The sequence below is a fragment of the Dactylosporangium sp. NPDC005555 genome (genome assembly GCF_040605635.1).
In the GTDB taxonomy this organism is placed as follows: Bacteria; Actinomycetota; Actinomycetes; order Mycobacteriales; family Micromonosporaceae; genus Dactylosporangium.
Genome location: NZ_JBEXDG010000007.1, coordinates 158,722 through 176,210, shown reverse-complemented (window position 1 = coordinate 176,210; position 17,489 = coordinate 158,722). Strand labels below are relative to the sequence as shown.

The window sequence follows — 17,489 nt, the reverse complement described above, 5'->3', positions numbered from 1 at the left end:
GGGGTGCCGGTCATCGCGGCGTCCTAACCTGCGGGGCGTGGCACTCCCGATGCTCGCCGCGCAGCGGCCCCTGCCCGCCCAGGTGGCGGTGTACGCGTTCGTGATCGTGCCGTTCCTGGCGCTCGTCACCGCGGTCCCGTTCGCCTGGGGCTGGGGCCTCACCTGGCTCGACGTCGCCCTCGCGGCGGCCTTCTACACGGTGACGTGCCTCGGTGCGACCGTCGGGTTCCACCGGTACTTCACCCACGGCGCGTTCAAGGCCCGCCGCTGGCTGCGGATCGCCCTCGCCGTCACCGGCAGCATGGCCGTGCAGGGACCGATCCTGCACTGGGTCGCCGACCACCGCCGGCACCACGCGTTCGCCGACAAGGAAGGTGACCCGCACTCGCCGTGGCTGTTCGGCACCGGCCCGGCGGCGCTCGTGCGCGGCTTCTGGCACGCGCACCTCGGCTGGGTCCTCGACCGCGACCTCACCAACCAGCAGCGGTTCATCCCCGACCTGCTCGCCGACCGCGACATCCGGCTCGTGCACCGGCTCTTCGGCCCGCTGACCGTCGTCACCCTCGCGCTGCCGGCCGTCATCGGCGGGCTCGTCACCTGGAGCCTGTGGGGCGCGGTGACCGCGTTCTTCTGGGCGGGCCTGGTGCGGGTCACCGCCCTGCACCACGTCACCTGGTCGGTGAACAGCGTCTGCCACATGATCGGCGAGCGGCCGTTCGCGGCGCGGGACCGCTCGGCGAACTTCTGGCCCCTCGCGATCCTCAGCATGGGCGAGTCGTGGCACAATCTGCACCACGCCGATCCGACCAGCGCCCGGCACGGCGTCCTGCGCGGGCAGATCGACATCTCGGCCGCGCTGATCCGGCTCTTCGAGAAGGCCGGCTGGGCCTGGGACGTCCGCTGGCCCACGCCGTCGCGCTTGGCGCGCCTACAGCGCGCCTAAAGGTAGACGTCCACCCTGCCGCTGAACATGCCGTTGGTCTGTGACAGCCGCTGCGCGGACAGCGCGTCGGTGGACCGGTCGAACTGCAGGCGGGCCTCGTCCGCCCGCTGCCGCAGCTGATCCTCCAGGCGCTGCTGGTCCTGGATCCGCTGCTGGTCGTCCATGCGCCGCTGCTCCTGCACCCGCTGCTGCTCGACGCGGTACTGGTCGTCGCGGACCTGCTGCAGGTCGTCGGAGCGACGCTGGTCCTGCCGGGTCAGGTCCTGCCGGACCGACTGCTGGTCATCGACCCGGCGCTGGTCCTCCAGGCGCTGGTCCTGCACCCGCTGCTGGTCCAGGCGGTCCTGCTGGGACCGCTGGTCGTCGAGGCGCTGCTGGTCCACCAGGTCCGTCGCGCGCTGCTGCGACACCTGTGTGGCGGTGAGGCCGGTGGTGGTCGCTGCTACCGGTGTGATCGACATCGCGCATCCCCGTCCTGCGACGTGACTACTCTCTGAGTGCTCCTGATGACTCAACGTTACCCGCTGTGGCCGCCCGCAACCGCCCGACCGCCTACCTGGTGCCTGCTGTTACCCATGTGTTCGATGAGCCCCGGGAATCCCGCGAGCCGGGACGCCGCAGTTCGCTGCAACCGCTTTCCGGACCGTAGGGTGGGACGCGCGAGACGCCGGTCACGTTCTGGAATCGTTGCTGTGTGCGGCGGTTGACTCGTAGTGTCACGGCGGCAGTCCGAGGAGAGGCGCGCATCCATGCCCAGCGACAACGGCACGTTCGGCGAGCACGTCACGATCCCGCAGGAGTCCGACGACCGGCTCGCCCCACCGGCGACCGTCGTCATCTTCGGCGCCTCGGGCGACCTGACCCGGCGCAAGCTGATCCCCGCGATCGAGAGCCTCGCCAGGCACAACCGGCTCACCGGGCAGTTCGCCGTCGTCGGCGTCGCGCGGACCCCGATGGACGACGACCAGTTCGTGCACGCCGTGCTCGGCGACCGCGGCCTGTCCGGCATGCCGCAGCTGGCCGGCGCCGTGCGGTACATCGCCGGTGGCTACGACGACCCGGAGACCTACAAGCGCCTCGCCACCGTCCTCGACGAGCTCGACCGCGACCGTGGCACCGCCGGCAACCGGATCTTCTACCTGTCGACCCCCGCCGAGGCGTTCCCGCTCGTCATCAACGGCCTTGCCGGCGCCGGCCTGCACCAGGCCCGCGAGGACGCCTTCGCCCGTCTCGTCATCGAGAAGCCGTACGGGCACGACGAGGGCAGCGCCAAGCAGCTCGACGCCACCGTGCACGCCGCGTTCGACGAGTCGCAGGTCTTCCGCATCGACCACTACCTGGGCAAGGACACCGTCCAGAACGTGCTCGCGCTGCGCTTCGCCAACGCCATCTTCCAGCCCATCTGGGACCGCACCTGGGTCGACCACGTGCAGATCACCGTCGCGGAGACCCTCGGTGTCGGCACCCGCGGCAGCTTCTACGAGCACGCCGGCGCGATGCGCGACATCGTGCAGAACCATGTGCTGCAGGTCCTCGCCCTCGCCCTCATGGAGCCGCCGGCCTCCTTCAGCGCCGAGGCCGTCCGCAACGAGAAGGTCAAGCTCCTGCAGGCCATCCGTCTGCCGAGCGGCCGGGCCATCGACGACATCGCGGTGCGGGGGCAGTACACCCGCGGCGGCTCCCGGTCCGAGCTGATGGCCGGCTACCGCGAGGAGCCCGGTGTGGACCCCCTGTCCCGCACGGAAACCTACGCGGCGCTGCGCCTCGACGTCGACAACTGGCGCTGGGCCGGCGTGCCCTTCTACGTGCGCACCGGCAAGCGGCTGCCGAGCCGGGTGACCGAGGTCGCCCTGCAGTTCCAGCGCCCGCCGCACCTGCCGATCCCCAACCGCCAGCTCACCGAGCTGCAGCCCGACGCCCTCATCCTGCGCATCCAGCCCGACGAGGGCATCGCCCTGCGCTTCGGCGCGAAGGTCCCGGGCCACTCCTTCCGCGTCCGCTCCGCCAGCATGGACTTCTCCTACGACAAGACCTTCCGCGAGGAGTCGCCGGAGGCCTACGAGCGCCTCCTGCTGGACGCCCTGATCGGCGACACGACCCTGTTCATCCGCTCCGACGAGGTCGAGCAGTGCTGGCGGATCGTCGACCCCATCCTGGAGCGCTGGGCCGAGGACACCGGCCCGATCCCCACCTACGAGGCCGCGTCCTGGGGTCCGACCGAGGCCAACCGCCTCATCGAGCGCAGCGGCCGCGCCTGGCGTAACACGGTTTCCCGCGCGTAGCTCCGCTACAGCTCACCGCCCCACGCTTCGCGCGGGTCCCGCCGGGGGCTGCTCACCCCGGACCCCCGATGCGCCGCGAGCGGCGCACAGTCCGCGCGTGCCGCGCTGGCTGGGATCCGCTCACGCGGCATCATCGGTGACGGGCCGCCGTCGGTCAGTTCCTCTGCGCGACGTCAGCTGTCTTCGTGGCTGGAGTGCGGGTCGGCCGGTGCGTAGGGGCGCTCGGGTGGCAGGAGGGTCCTGGCCTCGTCGAGGGAGCCGGACCGGACCAGGGCGTGGATGGTGCGGGCCAGCGGGGTGACGTCGTCGATGGCGGTGGTCCAGGTGTCGACGTAGTCGTGGACGGCCGGGCCGCTCAGGCCGAGCTGCAGGCTGCGGTGGTCCAGGGGGCGCAGGTGCAGGTCGCGTTCCGGGTCCCACTGGACGCGGACCGGGCTGGTGCGCAGCTGGGCGGACCAGGCGGCCCGGCCGGCGTGGACGGCCGGGGAGTAGTGGCTGAGGCAGGCGCCGGCGACCGCCGCGTCGAAGCCGGTGCGCTGCAGGCGGATGGCGAGGACGTGTTCCTGGCCCTCCTTGGTGGCCCAGCCGCTGCGGTACATCATCCAGAGGAACGACGGCTTGATCCAGGTCATGCGGTCGCGCTTGAACGGGGGCGCGAAGCGTTGCGCCCGCAGGGCCGGCAGGGCGATGGCGGGGCCGTAGGCCTGGTAGACGGTGATCGTGGTGTCGTCGTGGAGGGCGCGGATCTCGTGCACCCGCCGACCGTAGAAGGTTAGGGTGCGGTGTGTCATTCGCATTGAACGATCTGCCCGCCGTGGCCGGGGACGTCGCCGCGCACCTGGAGGCGGCAGGGTTCACGGAGTCCGCACAGTTGCGGCAGACCCTGGCGCTGGCCGAGGAGGTCGGGGAGTTCGTCGGGGCGGTGCGGCGGCACGCGGGGATGGCCCGGCGGTCGGGGCCGTTCAGCGACGTGGAGGCCGAGCTCGCCGATGTGGTGCTGACCGCGTTCGTCACGGCGCACACGATGGGCATCGACCTGCGGCAGGCCCTGGAGGACAAGCTCGCGGTCGTCTACTCGCGGGGCTGGAAGGAGTAGAGCGGGCCAGGATCCAGGCCCATCGCCGCGAAGTTGCCCTCGATCTCGAGGCTGACCAGGCCGTGGACCCGGCTCCACAGCTCGACCGCCCGTAGCGCCACCGCGGGGTCGACGTCGGGGATGCCCCGGCGGGCGGCCCAGGCGGACAGTGCGGCGGACAGCGCGGGCGGCGGGGCGGGGCCGGGCGACAGCGTGGGGATGAGCAGGTTCATCAGCTCCTGCGCGGCGGCGACGAGCCGGTCGGCGTGCGCGTCGTAGCCCGGTAGCGGGGCGGCGAACAGCAGCCGGTAGCGGTGCGGCTGGGCGAGGGCCCACGCCCGGTAGGCGTCGACGAAGGAGCCGGCGCCGGAGAGGGCCGCGCGCAGGTCCTGGTACGCGTCGAGGATCAGCTCGGTGAGCAGCTCGTCGCGGCCGGCGAAGTAGCGGTACAGCGCGGGGCCGGAGACACCGAGCTCCTTGGCGATCGCGTTGATCGACAGCGCCTGGGCGCCGCCGGCCGCGAGCTGGCGCAGCGCGGCGGACTTCACCTCGTCGCGGATCTGGGTGCGGAAGCGGCCGCGCATGTCACTCATGTCCGTCATCGTCCTGTGTTGCCTTTCCGGTGCGGTGTCTGGCATGCTCGTGTTAGAGCTTCTAACGTAAGTTACACCATCTAAGGAGAATGCCGTGCGAGCAACGGAGATCGTCCTGCCGGGCGTCGGCGAGCCGGAGACGCTGCAGGTCAGGAGCCGCGAGCTGGAGACGCCCGGGGCCGGCCGGGTCGTGGTGCGGGTCGAGGCGAGCGGCGTCTCGTTCGCCGAGCAGCAGATGCGCCGCGGCAAGTACTACGACATGCCCCCGTTTCCGTTCGTGCCCGGCTACGACCTGGTCGGCGTGGTGGAAGGCACCGGCCGGCGGGTCGCCGCGCTCACCAAGACCGGCGGCTGGGCCGACCGGGTCGTGCTCGACGAGGCCGACCTGGTCCCCGTGCCCGACGGCGTCAGCGCCGCCGAGGCGGAGACCGTCGTCGTCAACGGCGTCACCGCCTGGCGGATGCTGCACCGCGCCGCGAAGGTCCGCGAGGGCCAGACGATCGTGGTGCTCGGCGCCAACAGCGGGGTCGGCACGATCCTCGTCCAGCTCGCCCGGCACGCCGGGATCCGGGTCATCGGCACCGCCTCGCCGAAGCACCACGACGCGCTGCGCGCCCTCGGTGTCGAGCCCGTCGACTACCGCGCGGACGACGTCCCGGCCCAGGTCCGGCGGCTGGCGCCGCAGGGGGTCGCGGCGGTGTTCGACCACGTCGGCGGGCCCGGGATCGCCGGCTCGTGGCGGATGCTCGCCAAGGGCGGCACCCTCGTCGGCTACGGCAGCGCCTCCACCCGCGACCACCCCGGCGACCCGCGGCTGCCGGTGCTCAAGCTCGTCGCGAAGCTGCTGTGGTGGAACGCGCTGCCCAACGGGAAGCACGCCACGTTCTTCGACCTGTGGAAGGGCCGGCGCGACGTGGAGCGGTTCCGCCGGCAGCTGCGCGAGGACCTGACCGCCGTGCTCGACCTCGTCGCCGCCGGGAAGGTCGCCGCCCGGGTCGCGAAGGAGTTCCCGCTGCGCGAGGCCGCCGCCGCCCTGCGCTACGCCGAGACCGCGGGCGTCGCCGGCAAGGTGATCCTGACCCCGTAAGGCGGACGGCACCGCGCGGGCAGGCGGCCGGACGGCCCGGAAATATCATTAGCTGGGCTAACGAGCTATATTGGCCTGGTGGAAGCAGTCGCCGTGCGCATCGAGGGGTTGCGGCACAGGTTCAAGGAGACCGTCGCGGTCGACGGCCTGGACCTGGTCGTCGACGAGGCCGAGATCTTCGGCCTGCTCGGCCCCAACGGCGCCGGCAAGACCACCACCATCCGGGTGCTCACCACGCTGCTGCCCCCGCAGGAGGGCGCGGTCGAGGTGTTCGGCCTCGACGTCCGCCGGCGCAGGATGGCCGTGCGCCGGCTGATCGGCTACGTGCCGCAGGCGCTGTCCGCGGACGCCGCGCTCAGCGGCCGGGAGAACGTGACGCTGTTCGCCCGCCTGTTCGACGTCCCGCGGGCGCAGCGCCGCGACCGCACCGCCGAGGTCATCGACGCGATGGGGCTCACCGACGCCGCCGACCGCCCCGCCGGCACCTACTCCGGCGGCATGATCCGCCGCCTCGAGCTCGCGCAGGCCCTGGTCAGCTCGCCGCGGCTGCTGGTCCTCGACGAGCCGACGATCGGCCTCGACCCGGTCGCCCGGGCCGGCGTCTGGGACCGCATCCACGAGACCCGCGCCCGCACCGGCATGACCGTCCTGGTCACCACCCACTACATGGAGGAGGCCGCCGCGCACTGCGACCGGGTCGCCCTCATGCACCGCGGCCGGATCCGCGCCCTCGACACGCCGGAGGCGCTCGTGCGGTCCCTCGACGAGGAGGACGCGAACCTCGACGACGTCTTCCGTGAGTACACCGGCGGCGATCTCGAAGGAGGAGGGCTGAAGGATGTCCGTGTCGCTCGCCGCGCCCGTTGAGCCGATCCGCCTCCTGGCGTCGCGCACCTCCGCGCTGTGCCTGGTGGAGCTGCAGAAGCTGCGCCGGGACCGGACCGAGGCGGTCACCAGGGCCGTCCAGCCGGCGCTGTGGCTCATCATCTTCGGCCAGACCTTCACCCGGCTGCGGGTCGTGCCCACCGGCGACGTGCCCTACCTGGACTTCCTGGCCCCGGGCATCCTGGCGCAGTCCGCGCTGTTCGTGTCGATCTTCTACGGCATCCACATCATCTGGGAGCGCGACGCGGGAGTGCTCGCGAAGCTCATGGTGACGCCGACCCCGCGTGCCGCGCTGGTGACCGGGAAGGCGTTCGCGGCGGGTGTGCGGGCCCTGTTCCAGGCGATCGTCGTCGTGGCCCTGTCGACGCTGCTCGGCGTGCACCTGCGGCTCGGCCCGCTGCACCTGCTGGGTGTCGCCGCGGTCGTCGTGCTCGGCTCGGCGTTCTTCTGCTGCCTGTCCATCACGCTCGCCGGTCTGGTGCTGAAGCGGGACCGGATGATGGGCATCGGGCAGGCGATCATCATGCCGCTGTTCTTCGCCTCCAACGCCCTCTACCCGGTGTCGGTCATGCCCGGCTGGCTGCAGGTGCTCAACCACGTCAACCCGCTCAGCTACGAGGTCGAGGCGCTCCGCGGCCTGCTCATCGGCACCCCCGCCCGGCTGCTGCTCGACTTCGGCGTCCTCGTCGGCTCGGCCGCGGTCGCGATCACCGTCGCGTCGATGATGCTGGGACGGCTCACCCGGTAGCCCTGGGTCCGGTCGATCCGCGCACCGTCAGGTGGACGGGCAGCATCACCGACTGCCGCATCGCCGGAGCGGCCGGGTCGAGCCGGGACAGCAGCATCGACACCGCCACCCGGCCCGCCTGCTCGATCGGGGCGGTGAGCGTGGTCAACGGCGGGTGGCAGAAGTCGGCGCCGAAGATGTCGTCGCAGCCCACGACGCTGAGGTCCTCCGGCACCCGCACCTCCCGCTCCCGCAGCCGCTGCAGGATCCCGATGGCCAGGAGGTCGTTGAAGACGATGCACGCGGTCGCGCCGGTGTTGAGGACCGCGTCGGCGGCGGCGGAGCCGGAGCGGCGCCCGGACGGGAACGGCCCGACCCGGGTGAACGTGAGCCGGTGCCGGGTGGCGACGGCCCTGACCGCGTGCCAGCGGGCCTCGTTCGGCCAGGACCGTTCGGGCCCGGACACGTAGGCGATGTCCCGGTGGCCGAGGGAGATCAGGTGCTCGGCCGCCTGGCTCATCCCGGCGGGCGTGTCGATGATCGCGCTGGGCACGCCGCGGACGTTGCGGTTGATCGTGACGAGCGGGATGTCCTCGGCGAGCTTCGCCAGCGACCGGTCCGGCAGCCGGGACGCGGCGAGGATCGCGCCGTCGAGGGACCGGCGCATCTTGTGCAGCAGCTCCACCTCCAGGTCGCCGGAGTCCTCCGTGTCGATGAGCAGCTGTGCGTACCCGGCGGCCTTGAGCTGCATCTGGGTGCCGCGCAGCACGCCGAAGTAGAACGGGTTCGTCACATCGGAGACCAGCACGGCGATCGCGCCGGTCCGCCCGGAGCTCAGCGCGCGGGCCTGCGAGTTCGGCACGTAGCGCAGCTCGCGGGCGGCGGCCTCGATCCGCTCCCGGGTCGCGGCGTTGACCCTGCCCGGGTTGTTCAGGGCGCGCGACACCGTCGACGCGGCGACCCCCGTGGCCGCGGCGATGTCGTTGATGGTGACCGGCCGGTCACCGGATCCGAACTGGTGTGCACGGGGCATGCGCATGAGAAAAGCAGATGATGGCAAACGATGGCAAGCGGTTGCCGTCGCAAAGACGGCGCTGATAGCGTCCGGCTCAATCCGCCGTCAAGCAGCATCGATGCGCCCAGGCCACACCCCCGGAAGACCCGGTCCGCGCACCGCTCACGAGGAGTGGACACCCCTATGAGACGCGTTTCCTTCATCGCCGTCGCTCTGCTGTTAGCCGCCTGCGGCAACAGCGGCGACGACACCGGCAAAAGCACGGGCCTCGACGGCGCCGGCAAGACGCTCAACGTCCTGGTCCAGGCCAACACCATCTACCCCGACCAGCAGCGCGCCTGGTTCACCGAGATCAACGACAAGTTCAAGGCGTCCACCGGCGCCGAGGTGAAGTTCGAGACCTTCGCCTCGCCCAACGACGAGCTGACGAAGATCCAGACGTCGGTGCTGTCCGGTCAGGGCCCCGACATCTACTCCCTCGGCACCACGTTCACCCCGACCGCGTATTCGACCGGGGCGTTCCTGGAGCTCAAGGACGACGACTGGAAGAAGCTCGGCGGCAAGGACGCGTTCCTGCCCTCGACCCTCGGCATCTCCGGCCCGGACGCCGAGCACCAGGTCGGCATCCCCTTCACCAGCCGCCCGTTCGTCATGGCCTACAACACCGACCTGCTCAAGGCCGCCGGCATCGACAAGCCGGCGACGAGCTGGGACGACCTGCTCGGGCAGGCCAAGCAGCTGACGAAGGGCGACACCTACGGCCTCGCGGTCGCCTACGCAGACGGCTTCGACCCGTGGAAGTTCATCTGGGCGATGAGCGTCCAGGCCGGCAACCCCCTGGTCAAGGACAAGAAGGCGCAGCTGACCGACCCGAGCACGCTGAAGGCCTACCAGACCTACCTCGGCTGGCTCGCCACCGACAAGGTCGTCAACCCGGCCGCCGTCGGCTGGAAGAACGCGCAGGCGATCGCCGACTTCGGCGCCGGCAAGGCCGCGTTCCTGCCGATGGTGTCCGCGACGTCGAAGGTCACGCTCGACAAGTCCGCGGTCGCCGGCAAGTACGCCTACGCGATCATGCCGACCGTCCCGCCGGGGCAGAGCAGCACCACCGGCGTCGGCGCGACCAGCATCCTGTCCGGCGACAACCTGGTCGTGGCGAAGTACACGAAGAACAAGGACCTCGCCCTCGCGCTGGTGAAGCTGCTGACCAGCCCCGAGCAGCAGGAGTCGTACTACAAGACGTTCGGCGAGCTGCCGACGAACGCGACCGCGGCGAAGAAGCTGCAGGCCGACCCGGCGCTCGCGCCGATCATCGACTCGGCGTCCAAGGCCAGCGGCACCCCGTTCAACGGCGCCTGGAGCCAGGTCCAGCTGGCCCTCGTCAACGTCGTCGTCCAGTCGATCCCGGCGCTCAAGGACGGCAAGCTCGACGAGACGAAGCTCAAGGCGCTCATCGCCGACGGCCAGAAAGCCGCGCAGGACGCCCTGGACAAGAGTAAATAGATTCATGGCGATCGAAACCGTCGCACCGCCGGCGGCCCGGGACACCAAGCCCGGGCCGCCGGCCCGCCGCCGGAGCCGGCACCGCCCGCTGTGGATGCTGGCGCCGGGCGGCGTGCTGCTCGTCCTGGTCATCCTGGTGCCGCTCGGCGTCGCCCTCACCGTGTCGCTGCTCGACCTCGACCAGTACACGCTGCGCGAATGGACCGGCGCCCCGTTCATCGCGATCGACAACTACGTCGAGGCGGTCACCGACACGCCGCTGCCGCACGCCATCTGGGTGTCCGTCGGCTACTCGGCGCTGGTCACCCTGGCGACCCTGCCGGTCGGTCTCGCCGCGGCGCTCGCCACGCAGCAGCGCTTCAAGGGCCGGGCCCTCGTGCGCTCGGCGTTCCTGATCCCGTACGTGCTGCCGGCGTTCGTCGTCGGCACCGTGTGGCGCACGATCCTCATGCCGGCCGGCCCCGCCAACGCCGTCCTCGGCGAGCAGCACCTGTGGCTCAACGGCCCCGACAGCTACTGGACGCTCGTCGTCGTGCAGCTGTGGACGTCATGGCCGCTGCTGTACCTCCTGGCCGCGTCGGGCCTGCAGAGCATCAGCGACGAGGTGCACGAGGCGGCCGCGCTCGACGGCGCCGGGTGGTGGGCGAAGCTGCGCTACGTGGTGTTCCCGCACCTGCGCGGCGTCCTGGCCCTGGCGCTGATCATCGCGTTCCTGCACAACCTCAACAGCTTCACGCTGCCGTACGTGCTGTTCGGCGTGCCCGCCCCGCACGACGTCGAGGTGCTGCCGGTGCTGACCTACGTGGAGAGCTTCCAGAACTTCCGCTTCGGGCTGAGCGCCGCCATGGCCGTGCTGTCGCTGGTCCTGGTCGCGATCCCGCTGTCGGTGTACCTGCGCGCGGTGAGGCTGAACCAGCATGAGAACTGACGTCCAGAGGCTGCTCCCACGGGGGGTGCAGGTGGCGGTGATCGGGGTGCTGCTCGTCTTCGTGCTCACCCCGATCCTGTACATGCTGTTCGCGTCCGTCAACGACGATCTCGAGGTCGCCCGCGGCGCGTTCTGGCCCACCAGCTTCCATCCCGACAACTACGTGAAGATCTGGTCGACCGTCGACCTCGGCGCGGGCCTGATGAACAGTGTCGTCGTCGCCGGCAGCGTGGCCGTCGTGTCCGCGGTCGTCGCCGTCGCCACCGCCTACGTCCTGGTCCGCTTCCAGTTCCTCGGCCGCGGCCTCATCCTGCGCGGCCTCCTGGCGCTGCAGTCGATCCCGGGCACGCTGATGCTGCTGCCGGTGTTCGTCCTGTTCGCGAACCTGTCGGCGGTGCTCGGCGTGCAGGTCATCGGCACCCGGTGGGCGCTGTTCGTCACCTACCTCACGTTCGCGCTGCCGTTCTCGACATGGGTGATGGTGACCTACCTGCGCGGGCTGCCCGCCGAGCTCGACGAGGCCGCCCGTCTCGACGGTGCCTCCTCCTGGCGGATCCTGCGCTCGGTCATCATCCCGCTCAGCTGGCCCGGCCTCGTCGTGGCCAGCATCTTCGCGTTCCTGCTGGGGTGGAACGACGTGCTGTTCGCGTCCGTGATGACCAACCCGGACAGCCGCACGGTCGCGGTGGCCCTGCAGGTGTTCGGTGCCACCCAGGAGGGCGGCGCCATCCCGATCTACGGGCAGCTGATGGCCTCCGCGCTGATCTGCGCGCTGCCGGTGGTGGTGTTGTACCTCGTGTTCCAGCGGTTCCTGGTCGGCGGCCTGACGGCCGGGGGAGTGAAATGACAGACCTGATCAACGTGGCGATCGTCGGCAGCGGGATCATCGGCGGCAACCACGCCGACGCGATCCTGCGTCATCCGCGGCTGCGGATCGTGGCCCTGGTGGACGCGGTCGACGCCGCGAACACGGCCCTCGCTTTGAAAATCAATCCCGCTCCTTCGTGTCATCGCACCCTGGGCGACGCCCTGGCCGCGGTACCGGTGGACCTCGTGGCGATCTGCACCCCCAGCGGGCTGCACGTCGAGGCCGCCGAGCAGACCCTGCGGGCCGGCGCGCACCTCCTCGTGGAGAAGCCCCTCGACGTGTCGCTGCCCAAGGCCCGGGCGTTCGCGAAGGTCGCGCTCGAGGCCGAGTCCCGCGGGCTGGTCTGCGCCGTCGTCAGCCAGCACCGCTTCGACCCGGCGATGGTCGCCGTGCAGCGGGCGGTGCGGGAGGGCCGGCTCGGGCGGCTCACGTCCGCGGTCGTGTCCATGCCGTGGTGGCGGGACCAGGCGTACTACGACTCCGCCGACTGGCGCGGCACGTGGGAGTTCGACGGTGGCGGCGCGGTCGCCAACCAGGGCATCCACCTCGTCGACCAGATGCTGGCACTGCTCGGCCCGCCCGTCGAGGTCACCGCCCGCACCACCCGCATCGCGCACGAGCGGATCGAGGTCGAGGACCTCGCCGTCGCCACCCTCCGCTTCGCCGGCGGCGCCCTCGCCGTCCTGCACGCCAGCACCAGCGCCCACCCGGGGCTGCCGGTCCGGCTCCAGCTGCACGGCACCCGCGGCTCCGCCGTCCTGCACGACGACCAGCTGGAGTACTTCTCCTCGGCCGGTTCGCCGGAAACGGCCGCATCGCTGGTCGGGCCCTCTGACGTGTTCGGGGCCGCGAAGCCGGCGGATGGGTTCGTGCTCGGGCATCTGCGCCAGTACGAGGACCTCGTCGCGGCCATCGACGGGCGCCGCCCGCCGGGCGTCCGGGTCGCCGACGGGCTGCTCGCCCTCGCCACGGTGCGGGCCGTCTACGTCGCGGCCACCCTCGGCCGTCCCGTCCTGTTCGACCAGGTCCTCGACGGCGTCCACGACGACGTGCAGCCCGTCGTCACTACTTCCCCTGAGGAGCAGGCGTGAGGTTCTCGGTCTTCACCGCGTCGACCCCGGACTGGACCCCGGAGGAGGTCGTGCGGCAGCTCGCCGCCCAGGGCTGGGACGGCGTCGAATGGCGCATCGTCGACCAGGACCCCTCGGACGAGCCCGGCTTCTGGAAGGGCAACCGGGCCACCTGGCCGCTGACCGGGCTGGAGGCGGTCCTGCCGGAGATCGCCGCGCTCACCCGCGGCGCGGGCCTCGCGTACTCCGGCATCGGCGGCTATGCGCGCAGCTTCGAGCACGACGACGTCGCCCGGCTCCTCGCCGCGACCGCCGTCCTCGGCGCCGGGCGGGTCCGGGTCACGATGCCGCTGCTGTCGACCGGCCGCTACCCCGACCTGTTCGACGCCGCCCGCAAGGACCTCGAATGGGCCACGGGGCTCGCCGAGCGGCACGGCGTCACCATCCTGGTCGAGCTGCACCACGAGACGATCGTGTCGTCGGCGTCCGCCGCGATGCGTCTCGTCGACGGCCTCGACCCGCGGCACGTCGGCGTCATCCACGACCTCGGCAACCTCGTCATCGAGGGACACGAGGACCACCGCGCCGCGTTCGAGCTGCTCGGGCCCTACCTGCAGCACGTCCACGTCAAGAACGTCGCCTGGAAGCCGGTGGACACCGCCGCCGACGGCACCGTCACGTGGGCCCACGACTGGGCGCCGCTGCGGACCGGGCAGGCGCACGTCGGCCGCTACCTCGCCGCGCTCGCCGCGCACGGCTACGACGGGTGGGTCACCCTGGAGGACTTCTCCACCGCCGTGCCCCTGGAGGAGCGGACCGCCGACAACCTCGAATACCTGCGAAGCCTGCTGTAACCCGCCTTTCGCCTTCGGCGATAGCTCGCTGCCCCACGCTTCGCGCGGGTCCCACCGGGGGGATTCTCACCCCCGGAGCCCCCCAATGCGCCGCTCCGCGACGCACTGCCGGCTTGCGCGGCAGCCTCACACGCATGCGCGTGGCATCCCGGGGGACCCCGCCGCGCTTTTCGTGATCCGGAAGACTTTTTGCTGCTCTGGCGACTAGAAGTCTTCCGGATCATGAGATTTGCGCCAGGCTGCTGTAACCCTGGCGACGGGGCCGACATAGAACGGGGTATGGACGACGATCGTGACACCGGCTGGTTCCGGGCCGTGTACGCCCGGCACTACGCCGACGTCGTGCGCTACGGCCTGCGCCGGCTCGACGGCACCGCCGCGGCGGAGGAGCTGGCCCAGGAGGTCTTCCTGGTCGCCTGGCGCCGCCGCTGGGACGTGCCGTCGCAGGCGCTGCCGTGGCTGTACGGTGTGGCCCGCCGCCTGCTCGCGAACCACTGGCGGGCGCAGCGGGCCGCACCGCCGCCGGGCGAGCTGCGCGAGCATCCCGCCGCCGACCGGCACGACGGGGTCACCGACCTGCTCGACGTGCGGGCGGCGCTGATCAGGCTGTCCGACGACGACCAGGAGATCCTGCGGCTCGTCGCGTGGGAGCAGCTGGCCGTCGGTGAGGCCGCGCTCGTCCTCGGCTGCGGCGTCACCGCCGCGAAGGTGCGCCTGCACCGCGCCCGCCGGCGCCTCGCCGAGCTGCTCGCCGGCACGTCAACCCCGGCCCGTGTGGGAGGCACCCGATGACCGAGCGGATTCTTGACCAGCTGACCGCCACCGACCCGGCCCGTGGCGTGCCGGTCGCCCCCGGCGACGTGGAGGCGCTGCTGCGCCGCGCGTCGCACGACGTCACCAGCTACGACCTCGACGGCCCTGCCCGCGGCCGGCGCCGGGTCCTGCTCGCGGCCGCCGCGATCGTCGCCGTCGGCGCGGTCACCGGCACGACCGCCGTCCTGCTGCGCGGCTCGCCGCTACCCGCGCCCGTCCCGGCGGTGCCCGCGCCGAGCGTCGCGACGGGCTGCGTGGACCGGCTCGCCGACGGTGCCGGGGCCGCGCCGTACGACACCTCCAGGGGCGCCTACGAGTACCTGCGGACCTCGTCGATGAGCGGCGGCACGGTCCAGATGCAGAACGGGAAGTTCGCGAACGTGACCTACATGGTGGAGCGGTCCACATGGACGGCCGCCGACGGCTCCCGGCGGGTGCGGACGGTTACCCAGCAGCCGACCTACCCCGACGAGACGTCCAGGACCTTCTTCCGCGACAACCCCGGGAGGCTGCCCGAGCTCGGCACCACCATGGAGGACCAGCCCGCCGGCGAGGTCAGCCGCCAGGAGATCCCGGCCGCGGACCCGGCGGCGATGGCCGACGCGCTGTATCGGCCGCGGGAGAACGGCCCGTCGCAGGCGGTCAACGGCGTCACCGGCCTCGTCCAGGCCCGTGTGCTGGACCTGCCGCACCGGGCCGCGCTGCTGCGGTTCCTCGCCCGCACCGACGGCGTCGCCTGCGCCGGCGAGCAGACCGACCCGAGCGGGCGGACCGGCGTCGTCGTCACCGCACCGGTCGGCGCCGGACCGCAGCCGAGCCCCGGCGACAGCGGCGCCCAGTCCGTCCTCGTCGACCCCGCGACCGGCGACGTCCTCGCCGCCGGGTACACCGACGACACCGGCACCATCTGGAGCGCGGTGTTCCTGGAGCGGGGCTTCACCGACGAGCGGCCCTCAGCGTGACGGTCAGTCCCAGCGGGTGGCGTTGCCGTCGTTGAGGATGCCGGGGCGGTCCAGCACGACGCAGAACGTGATGCCCGCCGGGTCCCGCATGACCCACCAGCGGTCCTGACGCTCGACCCGGGTGGCGCCGAGCGACTCCAGGCGGGCGACCTCGGCGTCGAGGTCGTCCGTGTGGATGTCGACGTGCACGCGGGGCGCGCCGTCACCGAGCCGCTGGGTGAGCAGCAGCAGGTCGTGCCGCGGGACCACGGCGCCGTGGAAGTCCGGATATTTCGTGACCCGCTCCAGCGGGGCGCCGAGCGCGCCCCGCCAGAACGTGACGGTCGTGTCCTCGTCGTCGGCGGGCACGTCGAGGACGATCGTGTACAGCCTGCTGAAATGCGCCACGGCGCCGAATTTACAGCGCCAGCAGGATCGAGGTGCGCAGGGCGGGGGCGCCGTCGACCGGGGCCGGGTCGTCCTCGGTGGGGGCGACGCCGCCGGCCGCGACCCGGTCCAGGGTGTGCAGGCCGAGCGGGCGGACGCTACCGAAGATCGTGTAGTTGGGGCGCAGCGCCGAGTCGGCGAAGACGAGGAAGAACTGGCTGCCGTTGGTGTCCGGGCCGGCGTTGGCCATGGCGAGCACGCCGCGGGCGTAGACCTTGCGGGCGCCGGTCGGGTCGGTCGGCGCCGGCGGCAGGCCGGTCGGCAGTTCGTCCTTGTACCTGTAGCCCGGCCCGCCCTCGCCAGTGCCCGACGGGTCGCCGCACTGCAGGACCTTCAGCGTCGGGTACGTCGTCAGCCGGTGGCAGATCGTGCGGTTGTAGAACCCGTGCCGGGTCAGGTGCAGGAAGCTCTGCACCGTGCAGGGCGCCTGCGCCCGGTCCAGCGTCAGCGGGATCAGGCCCAGGTTGGTGACGAGCGTGACGGTGACCGTGCCGCGCGACGGCGTGTGCCGGGGGTCCCTGGGCAGCGGCACCGGCCGGACCGCCGGGTCGTCGGGGGTCGGCGTGTACGCGCACGGCCCGCTCGTCGGCCCGCCGGGCGGTCCTCCCGCCGCGGCGGGGGCTGGTGCGACGGCGAGGGCGGAGACGGCCACGGCGAGCATGACCATGACGGCACGGGTCCGGACCACGGTGTCCTCCATCGAAGTTCGAGAATCTTTAAAGGGTCTAACGGATGATGATGTCCCACGTCAAGGCCAATGCCCTTTTGCGCCCGGATCGGCGGCATGGCAGTCGTTGTTCATCTCCTGCATGTCCGGCGTGCGCGTACGGCCGGTCATGTTGGTCATACGGCGTCCCGAGCGTGTGTCCCAGGAAGTGGGCGTTCCTTGCGGGTGAGGGAGCAGCGGGTGCACCAATCGAGGTTCGTCTTCTTAGCGCTGGCCTCGGCAGCCACCGGTGACGGCACGGCGGCGGAGGCCACCACCTGGATGCTGGTGTCGCCGAACAACCGGCCGCTGGGCAGAGCGGCACGGACGTTCGACACCTACGGCGCGTGCCGCGACGCGGTGCTGAGCCTGCGGGACGGGTTCGCCGGCGTGCGCAGCACGGTCGCCGCCGTCGAGTCCAACGGGCAGTGGGTCTGGCGCGCCGAGGTCGACGGGACGACGGTCGGGATGTCCAGTCGTTCCTATCTGCGCGCCAGGGAATGCCATTACAACCTGGAACGCTTCCTGGAAGCCGTGCCGGCGGCGCTCGTGGTGGCCGGCACCCGCAGTGTCCGGGGCGGTCGGACGCTGGCGCTCGACGCCGGCGGCGACATGGCGGCGCTGCAGCCGCGCCCGGCACCGTGGGGCGCCCGGGTCCAGCACGCAGACCGGCCCGGGCATTCCGGGCGCGACGTGCGGGCCCGGGGCGCCCACCCGGCACCGGCGCCGGGGACCCGCACGGCGTGACCACG

General features: G+C 71.9%; 20 protein-coding genes. 14 read left to right on the top strand and 6 right to left on the bottom strand.

Annotation, left to right across the window (positions count from 1 at the left end):
* Nucleotides 1-49 precede the first annotated feature (49 nt).
* Nucleotides 50-943, top strand: coding sequence for an acyl-CoA desaturase (locus ABZS58_RS11025; RefSeq protein WP_354780157.1), 894 nt, complete (start codon nt 50-52; stop codon nt 941-943).
* Here ABZS58_RS11025 and ABZS58_RS11020 read toward each other — a convergent pair.
* The gene (locus ABZS58_RS11020) at nt 940-1,404 is read right to left on the bottom strand and encodes a hypothetical protein (protein WP_354780005.1); all 465 of its coding nucleotides are present in this window, start codon (nt 1,402-1,404) and stop codon (nt 940-942) included. The two genes, ABZS58_RS11025 and ABZS58_RS11020, sit on opposite strands and share 4 nt — an antisense overlap.
* A 288-nt stretch (nt 1,405-1,692) precedes the next feature.
* Between ABZS58_RS11020 and zwf the strand changes: the two genes are divergently transcribed.
* Nucleotides 1,693-3,225 (top strand): glucose-6-phosphate dehydrogenase, encoded by a 1,533-nt coding sequence (gene zwf, locus ABZS58_RS11015; protein WP_354780003.1) that lies wholly within the window; start codon nt 1,693-1,695, stop codon nt 3,223-3,225.
* Nucleotides 3,226-3,398: 173 nt separating this feature from the next.
* Here zwf and ABZS58_RS11010 read toward each other — a convergent pair whose 3' ends face one another.
* The gene (locus ABZS58_RS11010; RefSeq protein ID WP_354780002.1) at nt 3,399-3,980 is read right to left on the bottom strand and encodes a DUF4291 domain-containing protein; all 582 of its coding nucleotides are present in this window, start codon (nt 3,978-3,980) and stop codon (nt 3,399-3,401) included.
* Nucleotides 3,981-4,009: 29 nt separating this feature from the next.
* On the opposite strand from ABZS58_RS11010, the gene ABZS58_RS11005 reads away from it, so the two are divergent.
* On the top strand, nt 4,010-4,321 hold the full coding sequence (locus ABZS58_RS11005; RefSeq protein ID WP_354780000.1) for a MazG nucleotide pyrophosphohydrolase domain-containing protein: 312 nt from the start codon (nt 4,010-4,012) through the stop codon (nt 4,319-4,321).
* On the opposite strand, the gene ABZS58_RS11000 is transcribed toward ABZS58_RS11005, so the two are convergent.
* Nucleotides 4,297-4,893 (bottom strand): TetR/AcrR family transcriptional regulator, encoded by a 597-nt coding sequence (locus ABZS58_RS11000; RefSeq protein WP_354779998.1) that lies wholly within the window; start codon nt 4,891-4,893, stop codon nt 4,297-4,299. The genes ABZS58_RS11005 and ABZS58_RS11000 overlap by 25 nt on opposite strands.
* A gap of 94 nt (nt 4,894-4,987) precedes the next feature.
* Here ABZS58_RS11000 and ABZS58_RS10995 point away from each other — a divergent pair, with 94 nt between their 5' ends.
* The 3 genes from ABZS58_RS10995 (at nt 4,988) to ABZS58_RS10985 (ending at nt 7,613) form a co-directional block, all read left to right on the top strand.
* Nucleotides 4,988-5,980 carry a medium chain dehydrogenase/reductase family protein gene (locus ABZS58_RS10995; protein ID WP_354779996.1) on the top strand — a complete coding sequence of 331 codons (993 nt, stop codon included), beginning with the start codon at nt 4,988-4,990 and terminating at the stop codon, nt 5,978-5,980.
* Between the two features lie 78 nt (nt 5,981-6,058).
* Nucleotides 6,059-6,847, top strand: coding sequence for an ATP-binding cassette domain-containing protein (locus ABZS58_RS10990; protein WP_354779994.1), 789 nt, complete (start codon nt 6,059-6,061; stop codon nt 6,845-6,847).
* Nucleotides 6,819-7,613: an ABC transporter permease gene (locus ABZS58_RS10985; protein ID WP_354779992.1), complete on the top strand. Its 795-nt coding sequence runs from the start codon at nt 6,819-6,821 to the stop codon at nt 7,611-7,613. Before ABZS58_RS10990 ends, ABZS58_RS10985 begins: the two co-directional genes overlap by 29 nt.
* Here the strand turns inward: ABZS58_RS10985 and ABZS58_RS10980 are convergent.
* Complete coding sequence (locus ABZS58_RS10980; RefSeq protein ID WP_354779990.1) at nt 7,603-8,625, bottom strand: LacI family DNA-binding transcriptional regulator; 1,023 nt, start codon at nt 8,623-8,625, stop codon at nt 7,603-7,605. The two genes, ABZS58_RS10985 and ABZS58_RS10980, sit on opposite strands and share 11 nt — an antisense overlap.
* Nucleotides 8,626-8,790: 165 nt before the next feature.
* Here ABZS58_RS10980 and ABZS58_RS10975 point away from each other — a divergent pair, with 165 nt between their 5' ends.
* The 7 genes from ABZS58_RS10975 (at nt 8,791) to ABZS58_RS10945 (ending at nt 15,605) form a co-directional block, all read left to right on the top strand.
* Nucleotides 8,791-10,110, top strand: coding sequence for an extracellular solute-binding protein (locus tag ABZS58_RS10975; RefSeq protein ID WP_354779988.1), 1,320 nt, complete (start codon nt 8,791-8,793; stop codon nt 10,108-10,110).
* A gap of 4 nt (nt 10,111-10,114) precedes the next feature.
* The gene (locus ABZS58_RS10970) at nt 10,115-11,038 is read left to right on the top strand and encodes a sugar ABC transporter permease (RefSeq protein ID WP_354779986.1); all 924 of its coding nucleotides are present in this window, start codon (nt 10,115-10,117) and stop codon (nt 11,036-11,038) included.
* The gene (locus tag ABZS58_RS10965) at nt 11,028-11,885 is read left to right on the top strand and encodes a carbohydrate ABC transporter permease (protein ID WP_354779984.1); all 858 of its coding nucleotides are present in this window, start codon (nt 11,028-11,030) and stop codon (nt 11,883-11,885) included. The genes ABZS58_RS10970 and ABZS58_RS10965 overlap by 11 nt, the downstream gene beginning before the upstream one ends.
* Nucleotides 11,882-12,997: a Gfo/Idh/MocA family oxidoreductase gene (locus ABZS58_RS10960; RefSeq protein WP_354779982.1), complete on the top strand. Its 1,116-nt coding sequence runs from the start codon at nt 11,882-11,884 to the stop codon at nt 12,995-12,997. The genes ABZS58_RS10965 and ABZS58_RS10960 overlap by 4 nt, the downstream gene beginning before the upstream one ends.
* Entirely contained in the window at nt 12,994-13,830 is an 837-nt protein-coding gene (locus ABZS58_RS10955) for a sugar phosphate isomerase/epimerase (protein ID WP_354779980.1), read from the top strand. The genes ABZS58_RS10960 and ABZS58_RS10955 overlap by 4 nt, the downstream gene beginning before the upstream one ends.
* Nucleotides 13,831-14,109: 279 nt before the next feature.
* A complete protein-coding gene (locus ABZS58_RS10950) occupies nt 14,110-14,622 on the top strand; it encodes a sigma-70 family RNA polymerase sigma factor (RefSeq protein WP_354779978.1) in 513 nt (170 codons plus the stop codon).
* On the top strand, nt 14,619-15,605 hold the full coding sequence (locus ABZS58_RS10945) for a CU044_5270 family protein (RefSeq protein WP_354779976.1): 987 nt from the start codon (nt 14,619-14,621) through the stop codon (nt 15,603-15,605). Before ABZS58_RS10950 ends, ABZS58_RS10945 begins: the two co-directional genes overlap by 4 nt.
* A 3-nt stretch (nt 15,606-15,608) precedes the next feature.
* Here the strand turns inward: ABZS58_RS10945 and ABZS58_RS10940 are convergent, their stop codons facing one another.
* Both ABZS58_RS10940 and ABZS58_RS10935 read right to left on the bottom strand, forming a co-directional pair.
* A complete protein-coding gene (locus ABZS58_RS10940; protein WP_354779974.1) occupies nt 15,609-15,992 on the bottom strand; it encodes a VOC family protein in 384 nt (127 codons plus the stop codon).
* Between the two features lie 10 nt (nt 15,993-16,002).
* Entirely contained in the window at nt 16,003-16,731 is a 729-nt protein-coding gene (locus ABZS58_RS10935) for a peptidylprolyl isomerase (RefSeq protein ID WP_354779972.1), read from the bottom strand.
* A 207-nt stretch (nt 16,732-16,938) separates the two neighbouring features.
* Between ABZS58_RS10935 and ABZS58_RS10930 the strand changes: the two genes are divergently transcribed.
* The gene (locus tag ABZS58_RS10930; protein WP_354779970.1) at nt 16,939-17,484 is read left to right on the top strand and encodes a hypothetical protein; all 546 of its coding nucleotides are present in this window, start codon (nt 16,939-16,941) and stop codon (nt 17,482-17,484) included.
* The last annotated feature ends 5 nt before the right edge of the window (nt 17,485-17,489 follow it).

Coding starts and splice junctions, on each gene's coding strand:
- ABZS58_RS11025 (WP_354780157.1), top strand. CDS start 50: ATGCTCGCCGCGCAGCGGCCCCTGCCCGCCCAGGTGGCGGTGTACGCG.
- ABZS58_RS11020 (WP_354780005.1), bottom strand. CDS start 1,404: ATGTCGATCACACCGGTAGCAGCGACCACCACCGGCCTCACCGCCACA.
- zwf (WP_354780003.1), top strand. CDS start 1,693: ATGCCCAGCGACAACGGCACGTTCGGCGAGCACGTCACGATCCCGCAG.
- ABZS58_RS11000 (WP_354779998.1), bottom strand. CDS start 4,893: ATGAGTGACATGCGCGGCCGCTTCCGCACCCAGATCCGCGACGAGGTG.
- ABZS58_RS10985 (WP_354779992.1), top strand. CDS start 6,819: ATGTCCGTGTCGCTCGCCGCGCCCGTTGAGCCGATCCGCCTCCTGGCG.
- ABZS58_RS10980 (WP_354779990.1), bottom strand. CDS start 8,625: ATGCCCCGTGCACACCAGTTCGGATCCGGTGACCGGCCGGTCACCATC.
- ABZS58_RS10975 (WP_354779988.1), top strand. CDS start 8,791: ATGAGACGCGTTTCCTTCATCGCCGTCGCTCTGCTGTTAGCCGCCTGC.
- ABZS58_RS10970 (WP_354779986.1), top strand. CDS start 10,115: ATGGCGATCGAAACCGTCGCACCGCCGGCGGCCCGGGACACCAAGCCC.
- ABZS58_RS10965 (WP_354779984.1), top strand. CDS start 11,028: ATGAGAACTGACGTCCAGAGGCTGCTCCCACGGGGGGTGCAGGTGGCG.
- ABZS58_RS10960 (WP_354779982.1), top strand. CDS start 11,882: ATGACAGACCTGATCAACGTGGCGATCGTCGGCAGCGGGATCATCGGC.
- ABZS58_RS10950 (WP_354779978.1), top strand. CDS start 14,110: ATGGACGACGATCGTGACACCGGCTGGTTCCGGGCCGTGTACGCCCGG.
- ABZS58_RS10945 (WP_354779976.1), top strand. CDS start 14,619: ATGACCGAGCGGATTCTTGACCAGCTGACCGCCACCGACCCGGCCCGT.
- ABZS58_RS10935 (WP_354779972.1), bottom strand. CDS start 16,731: ATGGAGGACACCGTGGTCCGGACCCGTGCCGTCATGGTCATGCTCGCC.